The sequence below is a fragment of the Hymenobacter sp. BRD67 genome (assembly GCF_013256425.1).
Classification (GTDB): Bacteria; Bacteroidota; Bacteroidia; order Cytophagales; family Hymenobacteraceae; genus Hymenobacter.
Window position 1 is genome coordinate 2,978,512 of the sequence record NZ_CP053904.1, and the last position, 25,774, is coordinate 3,004,285.

Annotated in this window: 30 protein-coding genes and 4 pseudogenes; 2 read left to right on the forward strand and 32 right to left on the reverse strand. The window is 59.1% G+C overall.

The window, feature by feature from the left end; all coding sequences use genetic code 11:
• Window positions 1-23: 23 nt before the first annotated feature.
• The 4 genes and pseudogenes from GKZ67_RS13815 to GKZ67_RS13820 all read right to left on the reverse strand — a co-directional run bounded on the left by GKZ67_RS13815 (window position 24) and on the right by GKZ67_RS13820 (window position 3,953).
• Entirely contained in the window at window positions 24-2,033 is a 2,010-nt protein-coding gene (locus GKZ67_RS13815) for a molybdopterin cofactor-binding domain-containing protein (RefSeq protein ID WP_254244824.1), read from the reverse strand.
• Window positions 1,984-2,304, reverse strand: coding sequence for a hypothetical protein (locus GKZ67_RS23660; protein WP_254244825.1), 321 nt, complete (start codon window positions 2,302-2,304; stop codon window positions 1,984-1,986). Before GKZ67_RS23660 ends, GKZ67_RS13815 begins: the two co-directional genes overlap by 50 nt.
• Window positions 2,305-2,431: 127 nt before the next feature.
• Window positions 2,432-2,724 (reverse strand): annotated as a pseudogene (locus GKZ67_RS23665) (hypothetical protein).
• The gene (locus GKZ67_RS13820; protein ID WP_254244826.1) at window positions 2,721-3,953 is read right to left on the reverse strand and encodes an FAD binding domain-containing protein; all 1,233 of its coding nucleotides are present in this window, start codon (window positions 3,951-3,953) and stop codon (window positions 2,721-2,723) included. Before GKZ67_RS13820 ends, GKZ67_RS23665 begins: the two are co-directional and overlap by 4 nt.
• A 171-nt stretch (window positions 3,954-4,124) precedes the next feature.
• Here GKZ67_RS13820 and GKZ67_RS13825 point away from each other — a divergent pair, with 171 nt between their 5' ends.
• Entirely contained in the window at window positions 4,125-4,343 is a 219-nt protein-coding gene (locus GKZ67_RS13825; RefSeq protein WP_173243298.1) for a hypothetical protein, read from the forward strand.
• 34 nt (window positions 4,344-4,377) lie between these two features.
• Here the strand turns inward: GKZ67_RS13825 and GKZ67_RS13830 are convergent, their stop codons facing one another.
• Window positions 4,378-4,506, reverse strand: a complete 129-nt coding sequence (locus tag GKZ67_RS13830) for an integrase core domain-containing protein (protein WP_173243301.1) — start codon at window positions 4,504-4,506, stop codon at window positions 4,378-4,380.
• Between the two features lie 45 nt (window positions 4,507-4,551).
• Window positions 4,552-4,953 carry a transposase gene (locus GKZ67_RS13835; protein ID WP_173243304.1) on the reverse strand — a complete coding sequence of 134 codons (402 nt, stop codon included), beginning with the start codon at window positions 4,951-4,953 and terminating at the stop codon, window positions 4,552-4,554.
• Between the two features lie 47 nt (window positions 4,954-5,000).
• Here GKZ67_RS13835 and GKZ67_RS13840 point away from each other — a divergent pair, with 47 nt between their 5' ends.
• Window positions 5,001-5,189 carry a hypothetical protein gene (locus GKZ67_RS13840; RefSeq protein ID WP_173243307.1) on the forward strand — a complete coding sequence of 63 codons (189 nt, stop codon included), beginning with the start codon at window positions 5,001-5,003 and terminating at the stop codon, window positions 5,187-5,189.
• A gap of 2 nt (window positions 5,190-5,191) precedes the next feature.
• On the opposite strand, the pseudogene GKZ67_RS25230 reads toward GKZ67_RS13840, so the two are convergent.
• The 26 genes and pseudogenes from GKZ67_RS25230 to GKZ67_RS13965 form a co-directional block, all read right to left on the reverse strand.
• A pseudogene (locus GKZ67_RS25230) lies at window positions 5,192-5,296 on the reverse strand (hypothetical protein); the annotation flags it as partial.
• A gap of 8 nt (window positions 5,297-5,304) precedes the next feature.
• The gene (locus GKZ67_RS13850) at window positions 5,305-5,583 is read right to left on the reverse strand and encodes a helix-turn-helix domain-containing protein (protein WP_173243310.1); all 279 of its coding nucleotides are present in this window, start codon (window positions 5,581-5,583) and stop codon (window positions 5,305-5,307) included.
• A gap of 95 nt (window positions 5,584-5,678) precedes the next feature.
• The gene (locus GKZ67_RS13855; RefSeq protein ID WP_254244827.1) at window positions 5,679-6,053 is read right to left on the reverse strand and encodes a DDE-type integrase/transposase/recombinase; all 375 of its coding nucleotides are present in this window, start codon (window positions 6,051-6,053) and stop codon (window positions 5,679-5,681) included.
• A 50-nt stretch (window positions 6,054-6,103) separates the two neighbouring features.
• Window positions 6,104-6,343, reverse strand: a pseudogene (locus GKZ67_RS25235) (IS3 family transposase); the annotation flags it as partial.
• Complete coding sequence (locus tag GKZ67_RS13865) at window positions 6,340-6,648, reverse strand: transposase (RefSeq protein ID WP_173243319.1); 309 nt, start codon at window positions 6,646-6,648, stop codon at window positions 6,340-6,342. The pseudogene GKZ67_RS25235 and the gene GKZ67_RS13865, both read right to left, overlap by 4 nt.
• 517 nt (window positions 6,649-7,165) lie before the next feature.
• Window positions 7,166-7,687, reverse strand: coding sequence for a hypothetical protein (locus GKZ67_RS13870; protein WP_173243322.1), 522 nt, complete (start codon window positions 7,685-7,687; stop codon window positions 7,166-7,168).
• Between the two features lie 2 nt (window positions 7,688-7,689).
• The gene (locus GKZ67_RS13875) at window positions 7,690-8,328 is read right to left on the reverse strand and encodes a hypothetical protein (protein WP_173243325.1); all 639 of its coding nucleotides are present in this window, start codon (window positions 8,326-8,328) and stop codon (window positions 7,690-7,692) included.
• Window positions 8,313-9,728 (reverse strand): hypothetical protein, encoded by a 1,416-nt coding sequence (locus GKZ67_RS13880; protein WP_173243328.1) that lies wholly within the window; start codon window positions 9,726-9,728, stop codon window positions 8,313-8,315. The genes GKZ67_RS13875 and GKZ67_RS13880 overlap by 16 nt, the downstream gene beginning before the upstream one ends.
• Before the next feature lie 268 nt (window positions 9,729-9,996).
• Window positions 9,997-10,356, reverse strand: coding sequence for a hypothetical protein (locus GKZ67_RS13885; protein WP_173243331.1), 360 nt, complete (start codon window positions 10,354-10,356; stop codon window positions 9,997-9,999).
• On the reverse strand, window positions 10,347-10,973 hold the full coding sequence (locus GKZ67_RS13890) for a hypothetical protein (protein WP_173243334.1): 627 nt from the start codon (window positions 10,971-10,973) through the stop codon (window positions 10,347-10,349). Before GKZ67_RS13890 ends, GKZ67_RS13885 begins: the two co-directional genes overlap by 10 nt.
• 208 nt (window positions 10,974-11,181) lie before the next feature.
• Entirely contained in the window at window positions 11,182-11,550 is a 369-nt protein-coding gene (locus GKZ67_RS13895; RefSeq protein WP_173243337.1) for a hypothetical protein, read from the reverse strand.
• 185 nt (window positions 11,551-11,735) lie between these two features.
• On the reverse strand, window positions 11,736-14,276 hold the full coding sequence (locus GKZ67_RS13900) for an ATP-binding protein (RefSeq protein ID WP_173243340.1): 2,541 nt from the start codon (window positions 14,274-14,276) through the stop codon (window positions 11,736-11,738).
• The gene (locus tag GKZ67_RS13905; protein WP_173243343.1) at window positions 14,204-14,404 is read right to left on the reverse strand and encodes a hypothetical protein; all 201 of its coding nucleotides are present in this window, start codon (window positions 14,402-14,404) and stop codon (window positions 14,204-14,206) included. The genes GKZ67_RS13900 and GKZ67_RS13905 overlap by 73 nt, the downstream gene beginning before the upstream one ends.
• Before the next feature lie 83 nt (window positions 14,405-14,487).
• The gene (locus GKZ67_RS13910; protein WP_173243346.1) at window positions 14,488-15,507 is read right to left on the reverse strand and encodes a hypothetical protein; all 1,020 of its coding nucleotides are present in this window, start codon (window positions 15,505-15,507) and stop codon (window positions 14,488-14,490) included.
• Between the two features lie 161 nt (window positions 15,508-15,668).
• Window positions 15,669-15,914, reverse strand: coding sequence for a hypothetical protein (locus GKZ67_RS13915; protein WP_173243349.1), 246 nt, complete (start codon window positions 15,912-15,914; stop codon window positions 15,669-15,671).
• Between the two features lie 27 nt (window positions 15,915-15,941).
• Window positions 15,942-16,436, reverse strand: a complete 495-nt coding sequence (locus GKZ67_RS13920; RefSeq protein ID WP_254244828.1) for a DUF420 domain-containing protein — start codon at window positions 16,434-16,436, stop codon at window positions 15,942-15,944.
• 69 nt (window positions 16,437-16,505) lie between these two features.
• The gene (locus tag GKZ67_RS13925; protein ID WP_173243352.1) at window positions 16,506-17,198 is read right to left on the reverse strand and encodes a hypothetical protein; all 693 of its coding nucleotides are present in this window, start codon (window positions 17,196-17,198) and stop codon (window positions 16,506-16,508) included.
• 6 nt (window positions 17,199-17,204) lie between these two features.
• Window positions 17,205-17,561 carry a cytochrome C oxidase subunit IV family protein gene (locus GKZ67_RS13930; protein WP_151085745.1) on the reverse strand — a complete coding sequence of 119 codons (357 nt, stop codon included), beginning with the start codon at window positions 17,559-17,561 and terminating at the stop codon, window positions 17,205-17,207.
• A gap of 96 nt (window positions 17,562-17,657) precedes the next feature.
• Window positions 17,658-18,434: a cytochrome c oxidase subunit 3 gene (locus GKZ67_RS13935; protein WP_151085746.1), complete on the reverse strand. Its 777-nt coding sequence runs from the start codon at window positions 18,432-18,434 to the stop codon at window positions 17,658-17,660.
• A 44-nt stretch (window positions 18,435-18,478) separates the two neighbouring features.
• Window positions 18,479-19,069 (reverse strand): heme-copper oxidase subunit III, encoded by a 591-nt coding sequence (locus GKZ67_RS13940; protein ID WP_173243355.1) that lies wholly within the window; start codon window positions 19,067-19,069, stop codon window positions 18,479-18,481.
• Between the two features lie 97 nt (window positions 19,070-19,166).
• Window positions 19,167-20,017: pseudogene (gene cyoE, locus GKZ67_RS13945) on the reverse strand (heme o synthase).
• A gap of 56 nt (window positions 20,018-20,073) precedes the next feature.
• On the reverse strand, window positions 20,074-20,511 hold the full coding sequence (locus GKZ67_RS23670; RefSeq protein ID WP_254244829.1) for a COX15/CtaA family protein: 438 nt from the start codon (window positions 20,509-20,511) through the stop codon (window positions 20,074-20,076).
• A 195-nt stretch (window positions 20,512-20,706) separates the two neighbouring features.
• Window positions 20,707-21,204: a COX15/CtaA family protein gene (locus tag GKZ67_RS23675; RefSeq protein WP_254244830.1), complete on the reverse strand. Its 498-nt coding sequence runs from the start codon at window positions 21,202-21,204 to the stop codon at window positions 20,707-20,709.
• A 156-nt stretch (window positions 21,205-21,360) separates the two neighbouring features.
• Window positions 21,361-23,226 (reverse strand): cbb3-type cytochrome c oxidase subunit I, encoded by a 1,866-nt coding sequence (locus GKZ67_RS13955; protein ID WP_173243359.1) that lies wholly within the window; start codon window positions 23,224-23,226, stop codon window positions 21,361-21,363.
• Between the two features lie 32 nt (window positions 23,227-23,258).
• Window positions 23,259-24,356, reverse strand: a complete 1,098-nt coding sequence (locus GKZ67_RS13960) for a cytochrome c oxidase subunit II (RefSeq protein WP_173243362.1) — start codon at window positions 24,354-24,356, stop codon at window positions 23,259-23,261.
• 91 nt (window positions 24,357-24,447) lie between these two features.
• Window positions 24,448-25,770, reverse strand: coding sequence for a quinol:cytochrome C oxidoreductase (locus tag GKZ67_RS13965; RefSeq protein ID WP_254244831.1), 1,323 nt, complete (start codon window positions 25,768-25,770; stop codon window positions 24,448-24,450).
• Window positions 25,771-25,774 lie beyond the last annotated feature (4 nt).

Below are 25,774 nucleotides of genomic sequence, written 5' to 3' on the forward strand. Positions count from 1 at the left end.
ATGACGTTCCTGTTGGTGCAGTTTTAGCCTGCTACTGTCTGCTTTTCCATAATAACTTCCAGGTACAACCCACCCAACACCCGCTCGGGCGTCATGGGGGCCACCAGCGGCAGGGCCACGCGCGGCTGAAAGGCCCGCACCGCGTCGCGCAGGGCGAAGTAGGCGCCGATGCCGTACATCAGCGGCGGCTCGCCCACGGCCTTAGAGCGCAGGATGGCATTGGGGTGGCCGGGCGTGTCGAGGAAGTGCACGTCGAGCACGGCGGGCACCGAGTAGAGGTCGGGTATCTTGTAGCTGTTCAGCGAGTTGCTAAGCAGGCGGCCTTCGTCGTTGTACCTCACTTCCTCCAGCGTCATCCAGCCGATGCCCTGCACGACGCCGCCCTCAATCTGGCCGCGGTCGATGGCGGGGCTGAAGCTCTGGCCGAAATCGTGGGCAATCTGCATGCTGTCAATGGTGTAAGTGCCGCGCAGGCAATCGACGGTGGCGATGGTGAGAGCCGTGCCGTACACGTGGTAGGCAAACGGGTGGCCCTGCTCCACGCTGGCGTCGAAATGCACGCCGGGCGTGGCGTAGTGGGCGTTTTCGGTGAGCGATACGCGGCGCACTAAGGCGCTGCTCACCAGCTTTTCCCAAGTGGTTTCGGCCGGGATACCGGCGGCCAGCACCTGCTCGTTCTCGATGATAATGCCTTCGTAATCGACCGCAAACTCGGTGCTGGCGTGGCGCAGCAGGCGCTCGCGCAGCGCCAGGCAGGCCAGCTCAGTGGCCTTGCCGTTGAGGTCGGCGGTGGCGCTGGCGGCGCTGGGCGAGGTGTTAGCGACGCGGGTAGTATTGGTGGTTTCGATTTTAATTCGGTTAATCGAAATGCCCAGCGTGCGGGCCGCCACCTGCGCGATTTTGGTGTTCACGCCCTGCCCCATCTCTACCGCGCCGGTACTGATGCCCACCGAGCCATCGGTGTAGATGTGCACCAGCGCCCGCGTCTGGTTCATAAACGTCTTGGTAAAGGAGATGCCGAAGCAGATGGGCATCACCGCCAGGCCCTTTTTAAATATAGTATTTTTTGAATTAAATTCCCCGATTTCCTCCCGCTGCTTTGCCAGGTCAAACAACTCGGCGGCCGTGTCCCAGGCCTGCTCGGCGTGGCACAGCTCGGCCGGCTGGCGGTACGGGAACAAGTCACCCTCGCGAAGCAGATTCCGCCGCTGGATGTCGCTGGGCAGCACGCCCAACGCCTCGGCCGCTTTAGTGATGGCCGACTCGATAACGAACATTCCCTGCGGCCCGCCGAAGCCCCGGAAGGCCGTGTTAGGCGGCAGATTGGTGCGGCACGAATTGGCAGTGGCCGTCACGTTGGGCATAAAATAGGCGTTGGTAGTATGAAAGAGCGTGCGCTCCAGCACGGCCGGCGAGAGGTCGGCCGCCGCGCCGGCATTCTGGTAGTAGGTCACCTCGTAGGCCAGGATTTTTAGGTCCTTGCTCAGACCGATTTTGAAGTCCGACGAGTACGGATGGCGCTTGCCGGTCATGCGCATATCGGCCATGCGGTCAAGCACCAGCTTCACCGGCTTTTTCACCAGAAACGCCCCCAGCGCGGCCAGGCAGCCCCAGGGTGTGGCCTGGTCTTCCTTGCCGCCAAAGCCGCCGCCCAGGCGCGTCACGTCCACTTCTACCTGGTACATGCCCACGCCCAGCACCACGGCGCAGTGGCGCTGCACGGCCGTTGGCCCCTGGGTCGAGGAAATAATTTTCACGCCACCCATTTCGGTTGGGAAGGCGTAGGCGCCCTGCGTTTCGATGTACAGATGCTCCTGCCCGCCGCTCTCGGCCACGCCTTCAAACACGTGCACACATCCGGCAAAGGCGCCGGCCGAGTCGCCGATGCGAAACGTGCGCGGCGGCACAATTAATTCGCCCTGCGCGGCGGCCTGGCGCGGGTCGGTAACGATGGGCAGCGGCGAAATATCGGCTTTTATGAATTTAAGCGCGGCGTGGGCCTGCGCCTCGGTGCGGGCCAGCACCAGCGCCACCGGCTGCCCCGAAAATGCACGTGGCCCTCGGCCAGCAGCGGCTCATCGGGCACGATGCCCCGATTTGGTTGCGGCCGGGAATATCCTGCGCCGTGAGAATACGCACCACGCCGGGCGCATTTTGCGCGACGCTCAGGTCGAGGCTTTTGAGCACCCCGTGGGCGAGCGGCGACTCATACACCGCCGCGTAAAGCGTGCCCTGCTGCACGGGCACATCGTCGAGGTATTGCGATTCGCCGCGCACGTGGCGCTGAGGGTCGAGGTGGTTCATGGCTAGCCTTTGTATTAACTCGTATGTCATGCTGAGCTTGTCGAAGCATCTCTACCGTGCCGACAGGGTATCGTTCGGTAGAGATGCTTCGACAAGCTCAGCATGACGGTCTTTATTATTCACCGACCTAAATCAACTCCGCCAGCCTCATTTCCGGCGCGAAGCGCAGGAAATGCGCAAACAGCAGCTGCCGCAGCAGCAGGCGCTTATAAGCCGCCGTGCCGCGCACGTCGCTAATCGGGCTGATTTCTTCCTGCATCACCGCATTGGCACCGGCCACCGTGTCGGCCGATAATTCGCGGCCCTGCAGGTAGTCGCCGGTGCGGGCCAGCAGCAGCGGCACCGGCCCTACCCACCGGCCGAGATGCGGGCAGCCGTGATTATGTTGTTTTCGACCCGCAGCCAGGCGGCGGTGTTCACGCTGGCAATGTCGAGGTGCGTACGCTTGGATACCTTCTCAAAATTGAAAAAATCGCTGGCCTGCGGGCCGGGAAGCTGATTTCGGTCACCTGCTCATCGGCGGCTTTCGCCAGCTTTTTATATCCGAGATACAGCCCGGCCAGCGGCAGAGAGCGGCTGGCGCCGGCCGCGTCGGCCAGCGTAATTTCAGCGCCCAGCGCCAGAAACAATATGGTCAAATCGCCAATGGGCGAAGCATTTACGAAGTTGCCAGCCACCGTGCCCATGTTGCGGATGGGCGTGCTCGACACCAGCTTGAGGTAGTCGGGCAGACGTGACAGCAGGCCGCGCATCACCTCCGACTCCAGTAGCTGGCTGGCCGTGGTGGCGGCGCCCAGCACTACGCGGCCTTCATGCTGGCGCACGCCGCGCCGGCCGCTTTGGTCGAAGAGCAGGCGCACGGGCTGCTGGCGCAGCTCATCGAGGCGCTGCACCAGCAGGTCGGTGCCACCCGACAAGAGTGGATGGGGGACTGGCTGACTGGCTGAATGCTGGCCGTTCTGGCTTTGCGCGTGGCCGTTGGGCGAAGTCGAAATGTGCGCGCCGTCGGCGTCATGGCCATTGCTGCCCGCTACGGCCGGGGCTTCCGCCGGGGCCGTAGCGGCGCGCAGGGCGGACAGGCGGGCGGGTATTTCGGTAAAGTAGACGGGCACGAACTGCTTTTCGCTCAGCCACTTGATGCTATTCGTGGCGGGCCGCCCGGCTAGCTCGGCGGTGAGGCGCGCGGCAGCACGCTCCAGGCTCTTGTAGCCCGTGCAGCGGCAGATGTTGCCGTCGATAGCGGCGCGGGTGCTGCTCGCGGTAGCCGGCTTATCGCTGAGACTGTGGCCAGTGAGCGACAGCACGAAGCCTACCGTGCAGAAGCCGCACTGCGCGCCGTTTTGGTCCACGATGGCCTGCTGCACCGGCGTGAGCTGCCCGCCGGCCGGGTTGATGCCCTCCACCGTGACGACGTGCTTGCCGTGCACGTTGCCGAGCGGCGTAAGGCAGCTCGTCATGCTCTGGTAGGCAAGGCGTTGGCCATCTTCGACCAGTTCGCCCACCAGCACGGTGCAAGCGCCGCAGTCGCCCTCGCGGCAGCCGATTTTGGTGCCCGTCAGGTGCTCGTGATAGCGCACAAAGTCGAGCAGCGCGCTGGCAGCTGGCTCGGCGGTGTGGATGGGCTGGTCGTTGAGGTAGAAAGAAATCATGTCCTGGTTTGCTTATCCAAGGCGGACAAACGAACGGGTAAGATAGTGCAGATAGTAATTTTAGCCAAAGTCCTGCGCTTTACAAATACCTTTATAGCACTCCAACCGCCGTGTAAACTTCTATTTCTAGCACCGCGTTTGAGTAGTATTAATTTTATCTGGGTCAGCACTATGAGCTTTGTTGCCAATCCACTTCAACAGTTGCTAAGGCAGGGTCGCACTGCGTTACGCCCAGAGGATATTAAAGCGTATGGCGTTCAGCGTTTTACGGAAGAGTATGCAGCTCGTGGGCCGCTACCAATTCCTAATCTGCACTTTACACAAGAAGATAATCAGCGTATGGACCAACTTCTAGCTGACGAGCGCCAAAAGGACAGCGATGTTTCTTGATACCTGAGGTGGTCGGGTCCAAATGGACAGGGAGCTAAGGTAGGTTAAAGCGATAGTGGAGTTCGATTTCGAGCGGGGTGCAGTAGCCCAAGGCCGAGTGCAGGCGCTGGGTGTTGTAGTAGAGGTCGAGATATTCGGCCAGTTCCAGGCGAGCTTCTTCCAAGTCGGCAAAGCAAGCCCCACGAGGCAGTAGCTCGGTTTTAAGTAGTCAAGCAAAAGTAATCCAGTAGTCAGTGGTGCCAATATCAAGGATGAGTTGGCAGACAGCTTGCCGCAACGTTTCGGGGGTTTGATAAGCGGCGGGCGTGAGCCAGTAATGCTTGCAGAAGCGCCACAGGATTTCAATGCGGTTCAATTCGGGCGAATAAGGCGGCAGAAACAAGAGCGTTAGCCCGGCGGCGGCCCAGTCGGCCTGGTGCTGCTGCACCAGGTGGGCCTTGTGAATCGAGGCGTTGTCGAGCACGAGTACAGTAGGCTGCCGCAGGTCCGCCACCCACTCGTTCACTGCCGCCACGAAGACCTCTGCGGTGAAGGCCGTGTGGGAGAGCCAGCCGGTAAAGGCCTGCCGCCCCGTGCCTTGCGGGTCGCCCGGCTGCCAGAAACCCAGCACGGAGTAGCCGCCGGTGGCCCGCGCTCGGCGGGTAGTTCCACCGGGGGTTGGCCGCTGCGCTGCCAGGCGTAGGGCACGGGGGCCAGGCGGGAGAACCGCACCTCATCGGCGTAAAAGACGGCCACTTCCCCGCGCTGCTCGGCCTGGTGCAGGGCCGCCAGGCGCTGCTGGCAAGCGGCGAAGGCGACGGGGGCACTTGCGCCTTCAAGGAACGCCGGGTGCGCTTCCAGCTGTAGCCCGCGCGGTGCAGCACCCGGCGTAAGGTGCTCAGGTGCAGGCGCACGCTCAACTCGTGCAGGCAGCGGGGCACCAGGCGCCGCAGCTGTTGGCAGCAGGCACCCACCCAGGCGACTACTTTTTTTGGGCGGGCGCATCGAGTTTGCTCGGACGCCCACTCCGGGCGCCCTCGGCCAGGGCGGCTACGCCTCCCTGCTCAAAACGGGTGAGCCAGAGCCGGACTGTATCCCGGCCAACGGCGTACGCGGCCGCTAGCTGCTGCAAGCTCAGGCCCCGATGCTGGCTGAGCACGGCCTGTGCCCGCCGCCGCTCTCGGGAATGCTTGCCGTGCGCAGCGGCCTGCTCCAACTGCTCGATTTGCGCAGCGTCCAGCGCAATAGAAGCTAATTTCATCCCCTAAGCTACTACTGGATTATTTTTGGTAGACTACTTAAGCGTACTCCAGCCGCTCTCAGCCAGGGCGTTGTCGTAAGGATTGCCGGGTCGGCTCAGGCTGGCAATGGCCTGGGTCCGGTCAAGTAAGGTGGTAAAAGCGTCGCTAGTGTACTGGCTGCCCGGTCGGCGTGCACGAGCAGGCCCGGTGGGGGCTGGCAGACCGCGACAGCCCGGTTGAAAGCGGTCAGAATCAAGTCCGTGTGCAGCGACTCGCTCACGTGCCAGCCCACCACGCGCCGGGAAAAGGCATCGCGCCAGCAGGCCAGGTACGCCCACTGCCCCGTGGCCAGGGCCAGGTAGGTGATATCGCCCACCCAAATTTGGTTGGGGGCCGTGGCCGCCGGCCAGCTAGCGAGTTTGTTAGCAGCGGCAATGGCCTGCGGGTCAGCCTGGGTGGTGCGCGGGGACGGGTACTGAGGCGGGTGCAAAGCGCGCGTAAGCCACTGGCGCTGAGCCAGCCGCGCAGCCGCTGCCGGCCTACCGCATAGCCTTCTCGCCGCAGTTGGGCCCGTAATCGGCGCTGGCCATAGCGGCCGGCGTGGGTGGTGAACACGCGCTGGGCCGCCACTTGCCAAGCAGGAAGCGCTTGCCCGGCCGCCGACGCGGGTGCCCGCTTGCACCACGCGTAGTACCCGCTGGGACTAACGCCTAGCAGCTGGCACTGCTGCCGTACGGACCAGCAATGGACATGTAACGCAATGAAGGTGAAGCGTTTCATCGGCCCGTCGGTTGCGAAAATATGGTCAGCGCTTTTTTTAAAATGTCGCGCTCCATTTCGGCGCGCGCCAGTTGGGCTCGCAACTGCTTATTTTCTTGCTCCAGCGCTTCGCTACCCACTGAACGAGCGGCTTGCGCGCGGGCCGCCCGCACCCACTTGCCCAACACGGCCTCGCTCATGCCTAACGCCTGGGCGACCCGCGCCGCCATCTGCCCATCCTGGTTCACGCGGCGGACCGCCTCGCTCCGAAACGCTGCATCATACTTGGTTCGTTGCCGTTTACCGGCGGATTTTTCTGCTTCCATGACAGGGGAAAGTTACTTTCTCCGTGTCCATTCCTACCCGACCACCTCAACCAATCTGATTATCCAACATATTCGCCGAGAGGAAACGCTTCCTGCCCGCACTTTACTATCGGTTATCGTAGCTGGTGAACTAGAAGCTTTTGCCTTAAAGGCAGCTTGGGGCCCGCAAAAGACAAACTTTCTGCAACAAATCCGACAGCAGTTTCCCCTATTGAAGTGTCGGACCAACTGCTTCAGCCCTACGCTTACCTGGATGCTTATAGCCAGGGCAAATTGACGCAACAGCCGTTACCAGCTGGTATCTCCTCCCGAAATATGGGAAAGAATGACCTGTGGATTGCAGCGACAGCCTTGTATTTCGGCGTGGAATTGCATACCACTAACCATGACTTTGACCACCTGTGGGCCGTTGGCTTACAGGTCATTAAACCCTAAAACAGCACCGCCACCTGCATCCGGCCGGTATGCACTACGCTGGAGCCGCTGGCCTTGCGGCCATCATACGCTACGTTGATATTCAGGCCATTAGCCAGGCGCTGTTCGAGGTTAAGGTTCCAGGTGTAGTTGGTGCCGGGCGCAGAGCCTGCAATATTTCGAGGCCCACTACGGAATTCTGGGCGTTGGCATCGCCCGTAAAGGCTACCCGCGTGACGTGCGTAGCCACCGTAAGCGTGCGCTTGCTAACCTGGCTGAGGCGGGTTTCGAGGCCCAGGTCATCAAACCTGCCCTGGGTGTTGTTGGGCACGTCGGCCTGACCGGTGTGGTCGAGTACATCGTGCTTATTGGTGTGCAGCAGTGAACCGGTGAGGCGTAGCATGGGGCTGGGCTGGTAGCTGATTTCGGGCTGCACGGTGTAGATAAGCAGCCGGAAATTGCGCGCCGCCGAGTACGAGGCCTGGGCCTCGCGCACGTCGCGGGCGGTGGTGAGCCGGCCTGTAAACGACTGCGCCAGCGTGCGGCGCAGCAGCAGGCTTTGAGTGGTAAGGTTGCGCAGGTCGAAGCCTTCGGTAAGCAGGGTTTTTTGCTGGGTTTGCTGCACGGTCAGCTCGGCCCGAATATAGGGTTTGCCCTATTAAAGTACAGCGTATTCCGCAACAGCTGATTGAAGGCCAAGAGCTTGTCATCTTCCTTATTGAAGCTAAACGGGTTGAGGCGCGAGCCCAGGTCGGGGCTGGTGGTGCGGCGGTCTACCGTGGCGCTGCTGATGCTGCTGAGCCGGGCCAGCCCGGCGCGCCAGCTGCCGGCCTCGCGCCAGCCGCGGGGCGCGTTCACGGTGAGGCGATAGCTGAGGCGGTTCTGGTAGGCGGTGAGGTAATCGTTGGTGGGCAGGTACACCTTGATGTACGTACGGTACTGGGCATCAGGGGTTTGAGCCTCCAGAAACTCATCCTTATCCTGCACGCCGTTGTGGTTGAGGTCGCCGGCGTAGTAGTGGGTGCCCTGCCCGGCCGGCACGGCCAGAAACGAAAAGTCGCGCCGTAGCTCGCGGCCGGTTTGCACGCTGTAGCTCAGCTCGGAGCGAATCTGGTTTTGCAGAAAGCTGACGTTGTGGTCTATTTTGCCCAGAATGTTACGCTGGCGGGCGCTGTCGGGGGTACTCACCAGGTTCACGTCGCGGTAGGTAGCAACAAAACGCAGGTCCTGCGTTTTGCTGATGCGGGTGGTCAGGTTGCCCTGCACCGTCTGCGACTGGTTGTGAATAGCGAGGTTATCCTGCTCGGCGGTGGGCGTGCGGTCGCGCCGAAAGCTGTAGTTGAGGCTGTAGCGGGTGCGGCCGGTGTCGGGGGTTTGCAGAAAGAAGGTGTGCTCGTCGAAATAATTAGCCGAGCGAATGGTATCGCCCGCGGGGAGATAACCTTGTTTTTATCAAACCGATAGGTGTAGCCCGGAATAAGCCGCCCGCCACCGTAGCGCACGCTGGCCTCGCCCCGTGCCCAGTCGGAATGGTAGCGCCCGGCCTGCGAGTTGAGTAAGAACAAGGAGCCGCGCATTTCGAGCCGGCCCACCTGCTGGGCTACGTCGACCCACTGCTGCACACCGCTCACCTCGCCGGGCCGGTAGCGGCGGCTCACACGGTAGTTCACGGCGTGGTTGGCGTCGCGGCTCAGCCCAATGGCAAAGTTGAATATATTATCCTCACGGGCATCGGTCGTGGTGGCGTTGGCGGTGCTGGGGGCGCTCCAGTTGCGGTCGAACTCAATATCGCGGTAGCGGTCGATGGGCGCAAATTTGGGGGCCGTGTACTCGTAGTCGAGGGCCGAGCGGAGGCGGTATTTCTGCAGCGCGGCCGGCACCCAGGCCGGCAGAGCCCGGTCTTGCACGGTATAGCCCACGCGCATGGCCCCGCCTTTGTCTTCAGTGCCTACCGCAAAGCGGTTGCGCTGCAGCTGAGAGCTGGCCAGGTCTACAAACACCGCGGCCGACCGGTCGAGCTGGTAGGTAGCCCCGGCAGTTACCATCTGCTTGAGCAGCGGCGTGGGCAAAATCCGCACGGCCTTGTAATCGCCCAGGTTAGTGCCGACGTACTTATAGACCCGGCCGTTCGCGTTTACGTCAGTGGTACTCAGCGCATAATCACCCGCATTGGCCGCTACTTGCGTAAAGCGTACCGTGTACACCCCGCGGAGCGAGTCAGTGGCATACACAAACGCATAGGTTCGCAGCCCCGTGCCGGCATCGACCTGGGCCACGCGGTGGTATTGCACCAGGGTGTGGTTGAAGGCTGCCGAATCGGCCCCTGGTGCCTGCACCGTCGACACGTTGCCGGCACTGCGCAGCAGCTGCTGGTCTTGGGCCGAGAGCGTGAGGTTGGCCAGGTTATCGGGGCTGTCGGCCTCCTGGTAATAGTTGCCGCGCACATTCAGCTTCCCCACCTGCTGGTAGTGGCTGATGGTGTAGAGGGAGCGCGAATAGTTGAGGTCGGAGTATTCAAAATCGACTTTCAGGCGCGTATTAGCCGTGATGAGGTGGCGCGGCGAAAACGTAATTTCCGCCAGGTTGTAGTCGATAACATAGTCGAAGTCGAAACCTCGCGTCTGCAGCCGTCCATCGAGGTACACGCGCTCCGAGCCAGCCAGCACAATGATAAACTGCTCGCCGTTGGGGCCGGTGAGGCGGTACGGCCCTGAACGTTGTCGAGGGGCTTCACATCGAGGCTGGCAAACTTGCCCTTGGCCACCCCGCCCGCTACCAGCGTCGAGGAGCGAATCTGGCCCTGCTTGTCGCGCACAACCACGCTGGCAGCCCCGGCCGGCGGGGCTGTGGGCAGCACCTGGCCGGGCGGTACGGCAGCCGTGGGCGGCGTAAGCGGCGCGCCGACCGCGCCCTGAGGCGCGGCGCTGTTGTTGGTCACGCCGTTGGTGTAGGTTGTAAAGGACGAGGGCGGCGCGTTGCTGACGCTGTTGTTGGTGGAGCCAGCCTGCAGCGGCTGCGGGCCGGGCGCCCCAGATTGGCCTCAATGGCGGCACCTTGAATATTTTTATAGTAGCGCAAAAAATAATCGGGCTTGTTGCGCAGCACCACGTCGCCGGCCGTCAGGTTCCACTGCGGGCCGGTAAGGGTAATATAGATTTTATCGAACTGCTGCAGCGTCTGGGTGTTGCCTTCGGGCTGAAAAGGCACGTTCTGGTCGGAGATAGCGGCCGTGAGATGAATATTCTCGGTCAGTTGCCCCTCCAGCTGTAAGTTCAGCGCCGAGTTCACAAACACGTTCTGGGTATTGCCAAAAGAAATCCCCTGGACAGATTGCCCGTTTTGCTAATGCCCGGCGTGCTCAGTATCTGCTCTTTCTGCGAAAAGTCCTGCGCGCCCAGCATGGGCCGGTCGCGAAAGTCGATGCTGTCCATGAGCCGGCGCGGGCGGCGGTAGCGGGCCCGCAGCAGCGGCAGTGGCAGCACCCGGTAGCAAAGCAGCACCGAGTCGGGCCGGCCCACGCCACTGCTATCGCGCGGGGCCGGGCGCACCAGCTGGTAGCGGTCGGTGCGCGGGTCGTAGCCGACCGCCTGGCCATTGGCCGTTACCGAAGCCGGCACAATAGTAAGCGTATCGCGCAGCGTGAAGCTCGTAGTATCACGGCCGATGGCCAGGCGCTGATAGCGACAGCGCCGGGTATTGGGCGGGGCGGGCTCGGCGGCCGGGCGGGCCGCTTTAGGGCCGGCGCGGCTGGCGGCGGGCCGGGCTGCTGGGCCCGGGCGGGTGTCGCCAAACCCAACACCGCTACCAGCAGAGCCACGAGGGCGAAGCAGAAGCGGTAGCGTTGGGTCATAGAGTAAAGTTCGGCAGCAGTAGGCGCACAACGCTACGCCGCCCCCTTTGGTACGCCCCATAACCCCGATTGCTGAGTAGCCTGGCCCGACTACTCGCTACTACTCACCGATTGCCCGTACTTGCCTGCTTACAGACTTGCGCCCCCGAAAAAAGAAAGCGTTAGCACCAGCGGCTAATTACCGATGCTGCGTCCAAAAAATAAGCGGACGAAGCTGCGCAGCTTCATCCGCTTATTCCGGGTTAACAGCCTCCGAAAGTTGGCAAAGACTATGGGTTGCTGGTTGCCAGCGCGGCATCACTGGCAGCGGCCTTTTCATCGAGCTGCAGCAGCAAATGAAACTGGCTAGGCGTAAGCACCTTGCCCACAACAGCATAGTAGCGGTAATCAACCGCTTCATAAGCTGCCGCAGCGGCGGTGCCCGACACAAAGAGCAAGTGGCTCAACACGTCGTTGGCATCGAGGCGAGCCAGCAGCGCGGCTTGTACCGCGTGTACCTGGCGCCCCTTCAGCTGCAGGGCATCGGCCAGAAACTCGGCCTGGCGCTGCGCCTGCTGCGAAACCGTTGCGGCTGACGACTCGGCCGGCACTACCTCTTGTGCTTGCGCTCCCAGGCCGCTTAGCAGCAAGAAGCCCATTAGGAGGAAACCAGAAAGGAGGCGTAAGTAAGTTGACATGGCGAAGCGGAGAGGCGAATAAGTAACTGAACCAAAACTACCCTGCTTGCTCTCAGCTCACTTTATGCTCTTAGCAGATGGCAGTATTTACTAGCCCAATAAACTATACGGCTCGGTGAGCCTGTGAGTTTTCTCGTCCAACTGCGCTATCCGGCCAGTGGCAGCTCAATAAAGAACGTGGTACCCACACCCACTTCGGTCTCAAACCACAGGCGCCCACCCGCGCCTTCAATACCCCGCTTGGCTACTGCCAGCCCGATACCCGAGCCGGTGAGCTTGGTAGTAAAATTGGGCCGGAATATCTTTTCACGCACTTCCTCGGCAATACCAGCTCCGTTGTCGGTAATCGTGATGAGGATTTTGCCGGTGCCCTCCGCCCGCAGGCTTACCTGCTGGCGCGGCGAGCGGTCGCTGGGTACCGCCTGGCGGGCATTCAGCAGCAGGTTGTTGAAGGTGCGCACCAGCAGGCTTTCATCGGCAAAAACCGTGTACGTGCCATCGGGCGGCAGCTGCAGGTGCAGCTCGCCTTTCTCATCGCCATCATTTTGCCGAAACAGGTCGGCGCAGTGGCGGAGCACCGCCACCACATCGAGGCGGGTGGGGCGCATGGCGGGCAGGTTGGTAAAAGTGCTGAAAGAGGTGGCGATATCGGAAAGCACATCAATCTGCGTAATGAGCGTTTGGGAAATGCGCCCAATCAGCTCTTCCGCATTGGGCCGGCGCTCCGATATAGCCTTTTGCAGATATTGCAGACTCAGCTTCATGGGCGTGAGTGGGTTCTTGATTTCGTGGGCTACCTGCCGGGCCATCTCGCGCCAGGCCGCCTCTTTTTCCTGGGCCGCCAGCTCGCGCTTACTGGCTTCCAGCTTGCGTAGCATCGAGTTATACTCGCTCACCAGCAAGCCAATTTCGTCGTCGCTCGAATGGTAGTCGAGCAGCTCGTTCTGGCCGGTGAGCGTGGTGCGCGTCAGGCGCTGGGTCAGCAGCTTGAGTGGTGCCGTAAGCTGGCGCGTGGCTACAAAAGCCAGCCCCAGAAACACCAGAAACATAAGTGTAAAGATGTTCAGGATGGTCGTAAACAGCTCCGTCAGCTTGCTGTCCAGCTCTTTCTGCGAGTCGAAAAACGGAATGCCTACGTAGCCCAGCACCGGCCCTGATGGGCCATCGACACTGGCGGCCCGCACGGGCAGATACAGCGAGTTGAATGAAAGCGAGCCCGCTCGCTCGGTAAGCAGCGTCCGGCTCAGCCCGCGCTCACGCAGCTCTACCAGGGCCTGCGGGTTGAGCAGCGGCCCCAACAGCCCGGCCTCAAAAATGAGGGGCTGCGAGCTCACCAGCAGCTGCCCGCGCGAGTCGTACAGGTTAAGGTCGGTTTCGGTGAGGGCCGCCACGTTGTGGGCCAGCGCCTGAAGCACCGGCCGGGCCGTCGTATCGGTAAGCTGGTCGCGGCGGCGGAGCAGGCTTTCAAGCGCAATGCGCCCGCGGCGCTCGTAGGTGCGGTGCAAATCGCGGCGGTAGCCCGATATTACCTGGCTGGCCGTAGCCACGCTCACCACCAGCAGCGGAAGAAGAATACCCAGATTGAGCAGCAGCTGAATGCGGGCGCTGAAATTGAACTGCACGCCCCAGCCTTCGCGGCGCAGCAGCAGGTAGGCCCCACCCGCCAGCAGCCACACCAATACGTTGAGCAGCAGCTGAAAAGAGAAGTTGGAAAACCAGTCGGCCACCGAGTAGGTACTGGTGGTTACGACGACCACCCGCCGGCCACTGGCGTCGCGCATCGCCAGGTGGTGAAAATCGCTGACTATCAAGCCATTTTGATACAGCCGCTGGTCGCGCAGCAAAGCGACTGGTAAGCGGTTGGCATAGTCGAAGTCGCCTTCGCTGTACACCAGCCGCCCCTTGGCATAGCCGGCATAGCTGAGGTCAGTCGCCAGGCCCGGCTGAAAAAACTTCTGGTCGACCAGCAGCTCGGGCAGCACGCTGTAGCTGGCCAGCTGCTTCAGGCTCAGCGTGAGCAGAATGGTGCCAACCGGCGCGGGAGGCCCTATGCCGCCCGGCGCGGGCTGCGTCACGGGTACTACCGCTACGTAGCGGCGCGAGCTAAACGAGTTATCCGATTTGAGCAGGTATACTCCTTCCTGGTCGGTAGGCGTAGCTGTGCGCGAGAGCAGCAAGCGCGTCTGATTGAAGGTCAGGGTATCATCGGCTTCACCGCCCACAGGCTGCCCGCTGGGGTCAAACAGGTCTACCGACTCTTCGTATTTATCAAAATAGCTGCGTAGGTACTGCCGCTCGATGCGCCGCCGGATGGCCTCGGTGCGCACCGGCATTGTGGTAAACAGGCGGGCAACCAGCGGGTCGCTGGCCAGCCGGCGCAACCGCTGCCCCAGCAGGAACTCTCCCTGCAAATCATTATCAACTAAGAGATTGGTAGCCAGCCGCTGCTTATCCAGCAAGAGCTGGTGCTCAAACTGCCCGTATAACGCCGCTGCGCCGGTAGCCGAGGCCAGCCCCAGCAGCAGAAACAGCAAATAGGCGGGGCCACGCTGCGCCGGCCGCCCGGCCAGCTGCCCGAGCCGCGCCAGCACCAAGTACAGGCAAGCCATGCCCGTCAGCAGCAGGTAGCCCCGATGCAGCCCGCCACCCAGGCCCAGCAACAGCACCGCCAGGCTGCCCCACCCCACAGCAGCAGGCGGCGCGGCAGGCGGCGCAGGTCGGGCAGCAACAGCTCCGTACAGAGGTAAAAGCCGGTTACGAAAGCCGCCGTGTGCAGCAGTACCGCCAGCAACAGTACCAGTCGGAACCCACTCACCTGCATGCTCTGCGTAATATCAAGGCTAAGCTGATTATTACTGAACGCACTACAGTAATAGCTATACAATGACCCTAGTGAAACTATAAACCCTGCCAGGGCAGGCAGCCCCAGCGCCCGCCCGGCGCCCGCCCGGCCCGTGCTGGCAGCTCGTAGTGATGGCTCATCAGCACCAGGCTACCTGCCAGCAGCACGGCCAGCAGGCCATTGAGCAGCAAGTCGCCCAGCGAAGGAGCCCAGCCCGACACGGCATACACCCGCGGGTCGAACAGGGGCAGCTCCAGCCAGGCGTAAGGCAGCCCGAGATACAGCAGCACGAGCCGCAGCACCAGCGGCGTGCCCGCCAGCACTACCAGGGCCAACGCCACCTGCCCCTGCTGCCACCAGCGGCGCACCAGCCCCAGCCAGCCCACCGTATAAAAAGCAATACCCAGCACAAGCAGTGCCAGCGGCAGCAAGCGCCCGGCTAAGGCATTACCCGGCAGCTGCACTACCGAAAACAGGTATTGCCCCTGCGTATCGACCAGGGCAGCCACCAGCCCGTTGGCGGCGTTGGGCTGCACCGGGGCGGCCCGTACCTGCACCTCCATTCCTTGCAGCAGGGCCGGCGTGGCCCCCTCACGCAAGTAGCGGTTGCTAATGCCGTAGTGCCGGGCCAGGGGCACGTAAACCAGCACCACCACCGGCCCAAGGGCCCGGCGCACCACTAAAAACTCACCCAGCGTCGTTTCAGTAAGCCGCTCGGCCCGGGGGTCGGCCAGCTCCGCGCTGGTGGGCTCGGGGCCCGAGGCCGACCAGCCGGCTATCTGCCCATTCACGGCCACAAAGGTCGGATAAGAGCACTCCGTCAGCAGGCGGCTGAAATCAGGGGCTGCCGGAGGCTGGCACTCTACTGCTACGCGCCCGGCCTCGCGCCCGGCCGTAGCGGCGGCCTGGTTTACCAGGTTTTGCAGGTGGGCTGCGTTGGGCGAAAGCAGGCTGTTATCCGAAAACTGCCCGTAGTTATTTGCCAGCCAGCTGCCCACAAAGCTTAGCAGTGCCAGCAGCAGCAGCACCAGCGGCCAGGAGCGAGCAAACGAAAAGCGGACGGGCAACAAAGACAAAGCTGGAAAGTAAAGGCTAACGTGGGCCGCCCGCCGAAAATCAGGCCGGCCAACTACTGCAAGCTACTGCCGGATACTGGCTTCAGCCCATGCCAAGAGCATAAAAAAACCGTTGGCCCAGCTATAAGGCAGGGCCAACGGTTGCTACACCCAATTTCGGCTTAAAACTTGGCAGGCCGCTTCGGATGCGTGCGGCGGTACCAGAAGAAGCCTACGGCTCCCATCAAAATGTAGGGCACCGTCATCATATACACAATGCCTTTGTTGAGGCCCGCTACGTCATAGTCGTCTTTCTCAGCCCGAGCGGCTTCTACCTGGCTTTTGCACATTACGCATTGGGCGGCGGCAGGCAGTACGGTTGTCAGGGCCATGAAGCTCAGCACCAGCCCTAAAATCATTTTTTTCATATATATTATTAAATTAATTAATTATCCTTAGACCACCGGATAGTACGGCGCAATCATGAAATATACGATAACACCCGTTACCGAGACGTAAAGCCAGATGGGAAAGGTCCACCGGGCAATGCGCTTATGCTTGGTGTACTGTCCGGTCAGCGCGAAGTATAAGGTAAAGAGAACCAAGGCTACCGTGACGGCGGCCAGGCTGATGTGCGTGAGCAGCAACAGAAAATAAAGGGCTTTCACTGCCCCAACACCGCCAAAATGCGTGCTCTCGACCTGCGAGTGGTAGGCGACGTAAGAAATCAAAAACAAGCCGCCCAGCGCGAAAGCCGTACCCATGGCCGTGCGGTGTGCCAGCACGTTTTTCTGCCTGATAAAGTAAAAGCCGGTCAGTAACGCTACGGCCGTTAGCGAGTTGAGGGCGGCATTGACGGCGGGCAGCGCGTGCAGATACACATCGGCCCCCTGTATGCGAAAGATGTTTTTGAAATAAAACAGCACGGCTACCAGCAGCGGTACTACCACGCCCAGCGTCCCAGAATAACTTTATACTTGGTATAGTCGCCGGGCTCCAGCACCGGCGGATGTAGCTGCTCAGTCGCGGTTGTCATAGCTGTAAAGCAAAACGTTGAGTTCGGTAATCAGGCGCTCGACCTCGTACTTGTCGGTGGCGTCGTAGTAGCCCCGCACATGCTGGGCTTTATCTATCAACAACAGCCGACCGGGCAGCAGGTTCGCGGGTTCGGTAGCGGGCCGAAAGGGAAAGTGCCCGGGCCGCAGGGCCGTTTGGCCAAACTCGTACTGCGCCAGTTGCCGCAGCGTGTCGGCCGGGGCTGCTGCAATCAGCCATTTACCGCTTATGGTGCCGTACTGTTCGCTTAGCTTTTCAAGCTGCGCATCGGTAGCGGCAGTGCTGGCGGCAGTGGGCACCAGCGTTACCATTCGTACCCGGGGTTCGGGCCGGAACCGCTCCTGAATGCGGGCCAGCACGCGGGCAGCCGGCGCACCTGCTTCGCCGGGCGCGTAAAACTGCACTACATACATGCCCTGGACCAGTTCCGCACTCGTCAGCGTGCGCCCTCCTACTGTGCGCAGGCGAAACGGCCGTACCCGGTGAAAAACAGTATCGCGCTGCCACCCTCCTGCCGAGGTGCGGACCGAGTCCGCCCGCTCGGGCAAGTAGGTTGGCAGCGCGTAATGATTGCGGCCAAAGCCATAGAGGAATAAGAACGCCAGCACCGGCACCAGCAACAGCAGGCCCAGCAAGATAGTCTGGCGTGGTCGCATGCTGCTTTAGCTGCTAAACATGTGCGAAAGTACTTCGCCTACATACGAGCCTTCCGTTACGAGGGCCACTACCAGCCACACCAGCAGCGCCGTCGGTATCAGAATCGTCCAGATAAGACTCTTTACTTCGTGCTTCAGGTGCATGAACTCTCCGACAATAAAGAAAGCCTTGAGCAGCGTCATCACGATGAAGATACTGTTGCGGAACGTCCGCAGGCCCGGCGAGGTCATCGAGAAGGCAATGGCAAACTCGATTGCCGTGATAACAACCAGAATCCAGAAGGTTTTCCAAATCCAGGCGGTGTTGGGCTTGGGAATTTCGCCGGTAAAGGCGCTTTGTTCGGTAGCAGCGTGAGCAGACATTGCTTTGAGTTATGAATTGTGAATTGTGACTTATGAATTGTGATGCCATCCGCTAAGACAGCCTTCATAATTCCTAATTTTCAACCCATAATGAAGTTAAACGAGGTAGAAGAACGTGAACACAAATACCCATACCAGGTCTACGAAGTGCCAGTAGAGGCCGATTTTCTCAATCATCTCGTAATGACCACGCTTTTCAAAGGTGCCGTTGGTAGTGGCAATAAAGCACCACACCAGTAGGCAAACACCCGAAAATACGTGGGTACCGTGGAAGCCCGTAATAAAGAAGAACAGGTCGCCAAACAGCGGTGGGCCGTACTGATTCATCACCAGGTTAGCGCCGTGAAAGATAGTACCATCGGCCATGCGCGTGCCCTCTTCGTGGCCACCGATAAAGTGCGTCCACTCAATGGCCTGGCTGCAGAGAAACATGCTGCCAAACAGAATGGTCCACAACAGCCACTTCTGCACATCAGCTTTGTCCATCCGGTGGCCCGCTTCTACGGCCAGCACCATCGTTACGGAGCTGAAAATAAGAATCATGGTCATCAGCGCCACGAACGCCAGCGGCAGGTCTACGCCGTGCATCCCGGGAAAGGCATTAAATACCTTTTCTGGAATCGGCCAATGCGCGGTGCTAAAGAAAAAGTCTTTTGCCTGCCCCGTGAATACCCCGTGCTTGTGACGAATGAGGCCGTAGGCCGTCAGAAATGCGCCGAAAGTGAAGGTATCCGAGAGCAGGAAAATCCACATCATCAGCTTGCCGTAGCTTGCCTTGAAGGGTTCATTGCCGCCGTCCCAGGTGCCGGTGCGGGGAGCATCGACGTAGGCGGCAGAGGCAGCGGTGGGCTGCAAAGTAGTGGAGTGGGCCATAACGGACAACAGATGGACAGGCGGGCTTTACGCCAAATTCCCGTTTAGTGGTTCAAAAGTAGGAACAAATACAGGTACAGCCAAAGCCCGCCCAGGAAGTGCCAGTATAAGGTAGCGTTACCAATCGAAAGCATTGCGCGCGAATGCACCTGATAATTAAGGCTTCGCTTCAAAACTACGGCCACAAAAATGAGGCCCGTGATAAGGTGGAAAGCGTGTACGCCCATCAATACATACACGAAAGAACCCGACGGATTGGCATCCGCCCCGCCAAAGAAGGTGTGGCCGGCCACGAGGTCGCCCCACGAGTGAACCTGCCCAAACAGAAATACTATACCCAGCACCATCGTCAGCAGCAGCCCCAGGTGCGTGCGCTTCACTTCATCGTGCTTGGCCGAATAGTAAGCCCACTGCATCGCCGCGCTACTGAGCGCAATGACGATGGAGTTGAAGAGCAAGCTTGCGGGCAGGTCAAACTCGCGCCAGTTGCCTTCATCGCGCCGCACTATATAGCCGCTGGTAAAAGCGGCAAACATCATTACAATGCTGAAAATAAGCAGAACCAGGAGTACCCGCTTCGGGTGCCAGCCCAGGCCCATCTCCTTATCAGCATAAATTGCCTCGGAAGTCTTCATGGTATAATGAGTAAATAAGTTGTTGTCGTTGGTTGCTAACAGGGCTGTTGTCCGTTGGCTTACTAACAACTGACAACAAAAAACTGGCAACTATAAATCAAACTTTATCTAAAAGCAGCGCAATCTGCACGATGGGCAGGTAGAGGAACGAGGCAAACATGATACTTAGCGCGGCCTTGCGGTCCTGGGTGCGCATCAGGCGCACCGTAAGCAGCGTAAACAGTACCCCGCAGACCAGCGCCACCCCGGCCGACGTACGGCCCGAAATACCCAGCACGAGCGGCAGCAGCGACACCGGAATCAGTAGCACCGTGTAGGTCATTATCTGAAAAGCCGTGCGCAGGTCGCGCTCGCCCGGTGTTGGCAGCATCTTGAAGCCGGCCCGCTTGTAGTCGTCATCAGCTACCCAGGCAATGGCCCAGAAGTGCGGAAACTGCCACATAAACTGAATACCAAATAGTACCCAGGCGGCTTCTCCTATATAGCCGGTGGCTGCTACCCAGCCGATAAGCGGCGGCAAGCCTCCCGGAATCGCCCCCACGGCCACGCACACCGGCGATACCGTTTTGAGGGGCGTGTAGATAAACCCATAAAGAATAAGCGATAGTAGTGAGAGAGCCGCCGAGAGCGGGTTGAAATAATACGCCAGCATGCCTAGCCCCACCAGAGCCAGCAGGGCGCAGAATACCCAGGCTTCGGTGGGCGAAAGGCGGCCGGTGGGCAGGGGCCGGTTCTCGGTACGGCGCATCAGCTTATCGAGGTCCTTCTCAAATATCTGGTTGATGATATTGGCTGCGCCCGTTACGAGCAGGCCACCCAGCAGTACCAGCAGCGCCCGCCCCAGTTTGGTGTAGCCGACCCCAGCAGGTAACCCAGCGCGCTGGAAAACGCCACCGTGAAGGACAGCCGAAACTTGAGGAGCTGAAAATAGGCGCGGGCCTTCGTCATTAACCAGATAAAATTGCTGCTGCAAAGGTACGCCCTACCGGGGCTAGGGCGGGTACTTAGTTCGCTTCTTGTAGGGGCTGAGCTCCGGCAAATGTCCCTACCCGTGCCAGTCGCCGCAGGGCCAGCAGCGTCAAAAACTGAGTACCAAAAAGCAGGGTTGCCAGGGTCAGGTGTACGGGCTGCACAAAAGCGGGCAGCGCGAAATAAGCCAGCGTAATACCTGCCACGAGTTCCAGCCCTAACAGGACCCCGGTAGCCGCTACCAGTTGCCGCAGCCCCGCAGCCTCCAGCTGCCAGAGCTGGAAGCCGATATACACGTTGGCCAGCACCAGGATGGCCGAGAGTGTGCGGTGCGCCTCAAAAACGCTACCCAGCGCCTCAATCCAGGTACTACGATGCCCGTAGCCAGCCGCCGATGCAATCCGGTCTATCTCCTCGCGCACTTGCGTACCTAGTATTATCTGCACGAAGGTGAGTAGCAGCGCACCCCACATCAGCCAGCGCAGGCCAGTGGCAGTGGCTAGCGCTTCGTCTGCTTCGCCCCTAGGGTTTCCAGCTCCAGCTGACGGTCAAGCTCGGCTTCGGCCCGGCCCAGCGGGCCCGGTGTGCCGCATACAGGAGCATAGCTACAATAAACAGCGCTAGCCCCATATGAATCGTCACCATCACGGGCAGCAGATTGGTCGACACTACCAGCGACCCCAGCCACCCTGAAAGCCGGTAAGCACCCACGCTCCTACCGCCAGCCATACTACCGGCCGGTCACGGCGCCAGTACGGTAGCGCGACCACGGCAGTCACAAATACAAAAATGCCAATGAGTGCCCCCAGCAGGCGATTCAAATACTCAATCCACGTTTTAACAGCGTTAAATTCTGTTTCTATATATTGAGTAGGATGAGCAAATATTTCGCCGGCTACCTGCCGGAATCCCAGGCTGGCCAGCGTCCGGGCCAGCTTTTGGTTTTTGGCTACCCGTTGGGCAGTGTACACCTGCTTGTAATTGGCGGGCAACTGGCTGGCTTCCGTAGGCGGCACCCACTGGCCAAAGCACTTGGGCCAATCAGGGCAGCCCATACCCGAGCCGGTTGCCCGCACTACGCCTCCTACCAGAATGAGCAGGTAGATACTTATCACCGTCAGGACGCTCCAAAAACGGAAGCGCCGCACAAATCCCGGCTCGTTCATAATACAAATTGCTAATACTCCTCTCAGCCCCAGGCACACGAACTGCTTGCGGCTACAAAATCCGTGAAATCCGCTAAAATCCACGCCAATCCGTGGTCAAAAAGAAACGGGCCGCCGGGATGCGGCGGCCCGTTCAGGCAAAGGCATGCTGGCAGGCTAATCCGCCAACTCGCGCTCGTAAGGCAGGTTTGACGAAGGCGTTTGCGAGTAGGGTACGTTCTGCGGAATAAAGTCCGCTTCTGCCCCAGGCTTGCTGTAGTCGTAGGGCCAACGATAAACAGCCGGAATCTCACCGGGCCAGTTGCCGTGACCGGGCTCGATGGGCGTCGTCCACTCCAGCGTCGTCGAGTTCCACGGGTTCTCAGTGGCACGGCGGCCACGGAAAATGCTGTAGAAGAAGTTGAAGATGAAAATAAACTGGGCGAAGAAAGCCAGAATAGCAGCCGCCGAGATAAACTTATTCAGGTCGGCAAACTGCGAGAAGGCATCAAAGCCGGTCCAGGCGTAGTAGCGACGGGGGAAGCCGGCAATACCCACGTAGTGCATCGGCATAAATACCAGATATACGCCCAGGAAGGTCAGCCAGAAGTGGATATACCCTAGCTTCTCATCCATCATGCGGCCAAACATCTTGGGAAACCAGTGATAAACCCCGGCAAACAGGCCGAAGAAAGCCGACGAACCCATTACCAGGTGGAAGTGAGCCACCACGAAGTAGGTGTTGTGCATCTGGATGTCGAGCGTAGCGTTGCCAAGGATAATACCCGTGAGACCACCCGAGATAAACAACGACACAAACCCAATGGCAAATAGCATCGCGGACGTGAAGCGGATGTTGCCGCGCCACAGTGTAGCTAGCCAGTTAAACACTTTTACCCCCGATGGTACGGCGATAATCAAGGTCAGGAACATGAAAACCGAACCCAGGAAGGGGTTCATACCCGTCACAAACATGTGGTGAGCCCACACGACGAATGACAGCAGCGAGATACCAATCAGCGAGCCAATCATGGCGCGGTAGCCAAAAATCGGCTTGCGGGCATTGGTAGCCAGCACTTCCGACACCATACCCATCGCGGGCATAATCACGATGTATACTTCGGGGTGACCCAGGAACCAGAACAAGTGCTGAAACAGTACCGGCGAACCGCCCTGGTTGTGCAATGCCTGACCAGCGATGTAGATATCGGACAGGAAGAAAGAAGTACCAAACGAGCGGTCAAATACCAGCAGCAGGGCCGCTGAAAACAGAACCGGGAACGACAGGATACCCAGAATAGCAGTCAGGAAGAAAGCCCAGATAGTAAGTGGCAGCTTGCTCATGCTCATGCCACGGGTACGCAGGTTGATAACCGTCGTAACGTAGTTGACGCCACCCAGCAGCTGCGACACGATAAAGAACACCATGCTTACGAGCCACATCGTCATGCCCGTGCCCGAGCCGGAAATAGCCTGGGGCAAAGCGCTCAGCGGCGGATAGATTGTCCAGCCAGCCGAAGCAGGACCGGTTTCCAGAAACAGCGAGCAGAACATGATAAGGCTCGACAGGAAGAAAAACCAGTACGAGAGCATATTCATGAAGCCCGAAGCCATATCACGGGCACCTACCTGCAACGGAATCAGGAAGTTAGAGAACGTACCCGATAGACCGGCCGTCAGCACAAAGAATACCATAATGGTACCGTGCATCGTCACCAGCGCCAGGTAGAACTCGGGGTCCAGCTTGCCGCCCGAAATCCACTTGCCAAGTAATGGCTGAAGCCAGTCGAGCGTAGCCTCGGGCCAGCCCAGTTGCAGGCGAAACAGGCTCGAAAGCACGCCGCCAATAATAGCCCACATCATACCAGTAATCAGAAACTGGCGGGCAATCATTTTATGGTCCTGGCTGAAAACGTATTTCCATAGCCAGTGCTGGTCGTGGTGCTCGTGGTCGTGCAGATGGTCGTCGTGCTCAGTGTGAGGCACTGGCGCAGTACCTATTCCACCCTGCGACTGCGAGGAAACCGGAAGATTAGTAGCCATAAATCAGAATAAAACTGCTAAAAAGTAAGTCTTTAGAGCGACGCCTGAGCCGCCAATGGAGCAGGCGATTCGCCGGTTTCCTCGATGGCGCTAGCCTTAGCACCTTGGCTACCACCTTTACCTAAGCCGGTCTGCTGGCTCATCTGCTTGTAGGAAGCCATGAGGTCCGCATTCTTCGAAATCGGGCTTTGGGCAGCAAACCAGGCTACGTAGTCATCGGGCTCGTCCACTACGATGTTGAGCTTCATAGCAAAGTGGCCTTTCCCGCAAATCTGGTTGCAAGCCAGCTCGTAGTTGAACTTCGGGTTACCCAGCTTCGCCCGCATCTCGTCGGTAGTAGTGGTAGGCGTGAACCAGAAGCGGGTAGGCATACCAGGCACGGCATACATCTGCACGCGGAACTGCGGCATATACACTGCGTGCAGCACATCGCGCGAGCGAATCTTTATAAGTACCGGGTGGCCCTTCGGTACGTGAATTTCCGAGGCGACAAAGTCATCAGCGGCAGCCTTGTCACTCAGGTCAAACCCGAAATCGTTAGCCGCGTCGATCAAGCGATAGTTTACTACGCCCAGCTTCATGTCGCGGCCGGGATAACGTACCAGCCAGTTAAACTGCTTACCCATTACTTCCAGCACGATGGCATCTTTAGGAGCTGGACCCGTGATACGGGTCCAGGCTTTCCAGCCGGCGAAAATCAGCGAAGCCATTACAATGGCCGGAATAATCGTCCAGATAACCTCAATCTTGTTGTTGTGCGAGAAGAAGTAGGCGCGGCGGCCGTCCTGATGCTGATACTTATAAGAGTAGATGAAGAGCAGAGCCTGCGTAATGACAAAGGCAATACCAATAACTATCATCGTCGTCCAAAACATGCGTTCCATAGCATGGCCGTGAACGGAAGCAATAGGCGGATTCATTTTGCCGAAGTTTTCGGCGAACGACCAGAAGAAAGCAGCCCCTCCTACTACCATGAATACTAACATCAGCAAGGCATTGACGCGGTTGCTGGTGCCAATCTGGCGCACATAAGAGCCGGAGAAGATAGCAGTTAGTATTTGAATGCGAAACAGCAAGCCGAACACGACCAGCAGCAGCCCCAAGACTAGCAGAATAGTTAAAGTACTCATTTGGATAGAAGGGAGAAACCAGAACCCGTGCCTAGATACTGACTAGTAACCAAGCACCGGGTGGTAAGTTCTAAAAGTCTAGGCTCTTAAATTAGGTGGTGTGGTGAACGCTTTCTTCCACGAAGGGGTGGTTTACCGGAATCAGCGACGCTTCGGCCAGACGGCGAGTAAGCAGAATCAGGAAGGCTCCGAGCAAAATCATGGCGATACCAATCTCAATGAGGAACCCATTGTTGCCTTTTAAAGTGCCGGGCATTATCATCAAATAGAAGTCTGACCAGTGACCAACCAGAATGGCAATACAAACTATTTTCATGATAATCATTTGGCGCTTGGCATCCCGGGTCATCAGTACCAGGAAAGGAAAGGCAAAATTGATTACCAGATTAAAATAGAAAATCCAGGTATAGCTGCCGTTGAAGCCGCCCAGGCGCTGATTGTAATATACCGCTTCCTCCGGAAGGTTGGCATACCAGATGAGCATAAACTGCGCAAACCATACGTAAGTCCAGAAAATGCTGAAGCCGAACATCAGCTTGCCCAAGTCATGGAAGTGGTTGGCATTCATGAAGCGCAGGTAGCCTGCCTGCTTCAGGAAGATGGCAATCAAGGTAGTAGCCGCGATGCCCGATACCCACCAGGAAGCAAATACATACCAGCCAAACATAGTGCTAAACCAATGCACATCGACTGACATAACCCAGTCCCAGGCTGCCATGGAAGACGTAACAGCATACAGCACCAAAAACAAGGCGGCGGCATTTATGCTGGTGTGGAAATAGCGGGTTCCCCCGTTAAGGTCTTCCTGAAGGGAGAGCTGACGTAAACGCCAGGTAAAATAAATCCATATTCCTAAATATATTATCATTCTAATCAGATAGAATGAGAAGGTCAGGAAGCCGGATTTGCCTGCTATAATCTTATCGTAAGTAGCGGAGCCTTTTGTCATGACTCCATCCTCCGTCCAGTGGAAAATGTCATGACGCCCTACTACAAAGAGCAGTACCATGAGGATGCCACCCGGAATCAGCCAGGCACCAAGGGCTTCGTTAATGCGCTTTACTACTACCGACCAGCCTGCGTAGGCCACGTACTGGATAGCCATAAATACGGTACCAATGCCTGATACCCCAACCAGAAACAGGTTGCTATGCCACAGGCTTACTACAATGCGACGGATTAGTACCGAGTGCCCTTCTTCAGTGGCAGAAGCATCGTGGGCCGCATTCAGGTGACCGGCTGCCTCGCCGGCAGCTTCGTGGTGCTCGCCCCAGTGCATGAGCGCGGCCACAATACCAATTAGCAATACCAGTATCCCGGCACCGATAATGGTCATGAATGTCCGCTGAGCCTTGGGGCTATGTGCTAGCTGCTCGACGGCGGCGGGTTCGTGATGATGAGTCAGAGTTGCCATAGGG

Coding starts and splice junctions, on each gene's coding strand:
- GKZ67_RS23660 (WP_254244825.1), bottom strand. CDS start 2,304: ATGAACCACCTCGACCCTCAGCGCCACGTGCGCGGCGAATCGCAATAC.
- GKZ67_RS13820 (WP_254244826.1), bottom strand. CDS start 3,953: ATGATTTCTTTCTACCTCAACGACCAGCCCATCCACACCGCCGAGCCA.
- GKZ67_RS13825 (WP_173243298.1), top strand. CDS start 4,125: ATGAGCTTTGTTGCCAATCCACTTCAACAGTTGCTAAGGCAGGGTCGC.
- GKZ67_RS13850 (WP_173243310.1), bottom strand. CDS start 5,583: ATGAAATTAGCTTCTATTGCGCTGGACGCTGCGCAAATCGAGCAGTTG.
- GKZ67_RS13865 (WP_173243319.1), bottom strand. CDS start 6,648: ATGGAAGCAGAAAAATCCGCCGGTAAACGGCAACGAACCAAGTATGAT.
- GKZ67_RS13890 (WP_173243334.1), bottom strand. CDS start 10,973: ATGGGGCGTACCAAAGGGGGCGGCGTAGCGTTGTGCGCCTACTGCTGC.
- GKZ67_RS13895 (WP_173243337.1), bottom strand. CDS start 11,550: ATGGGCTTCTTGCTGCTAAGCGGCCTGGGAGCGCAAGCACAAGAGGTA.
- GKZ67_RS13915 (WP_173243349.1), bottom strand. CDS start 15,914: ATGAAAAAAATGATTTTAGGGCTGGTGCTGAGCTTCATGGCCCTGACA.
- GKZ67_RS13925 (WP_173243352.1), bottom strand. CDS start 17,198: ATGCGACCACGCCAGACTATCTTGCTGGGCCTGCTGTTGCTGGTGCCG.
- GKZ67_RS13930 (WP_151085745.1), bottom strand. CDS start 17,561: ATGTCTGCTCACGCTGCTACCGAACAAAGCGCCTTTACCGGCGAAATT.
- GKZ67_RS13935 (WP_151085746.1), bottom strand. CDS start 18,434: ATGGCCCACTCCACTACTTTGCAGCCCACCGCTGCCTCTGCCGCCTAC.
- GKZ67_RS13940 (WP_173243355.1), bottom strand. CDS start 19,069: ATGAAGACTTCCGAGGCAATTTATGCTGATAAGGAGATGGGCCTGGGC.
- GKZ67_RS23670 (WP_254244829.1), bottom strand. CDS start 20,511: ATGTGGGGTGCGCTGCTACTCACCTTCGTGCAGATAATACTAGGTACG.
- GKZ67_RS23675 (WP_254244830.1), bottom strand. CDS start 21,204: ATGAACGAGCCGGGATTTGTGCGGCGCTTCCGTTTTTGGAGCGTCCTG.
- GKZ67_RS13955 (WP_173243359.1), bottom strand. CDS start 23,226: ATGGCTACTAATCTTCCGGTTTCCTCGCAGTCGCAGGGTGGAATAGGT.
- GKZ67_RS13960 (WP_173243362.1), bottom strand. CDS start 24,356: ATGAGTACTTTAACTATTCTGCTAGTCTTGGGGCTGCTGCTGGTCGTG.
- GKZ67_RS13965 (WP_254244831.1), bottom strand. CDS start 25,770: ATGGCAACTCTGACTCATCATCACGAACCCGCCGCCGTCGAGCAGCTA.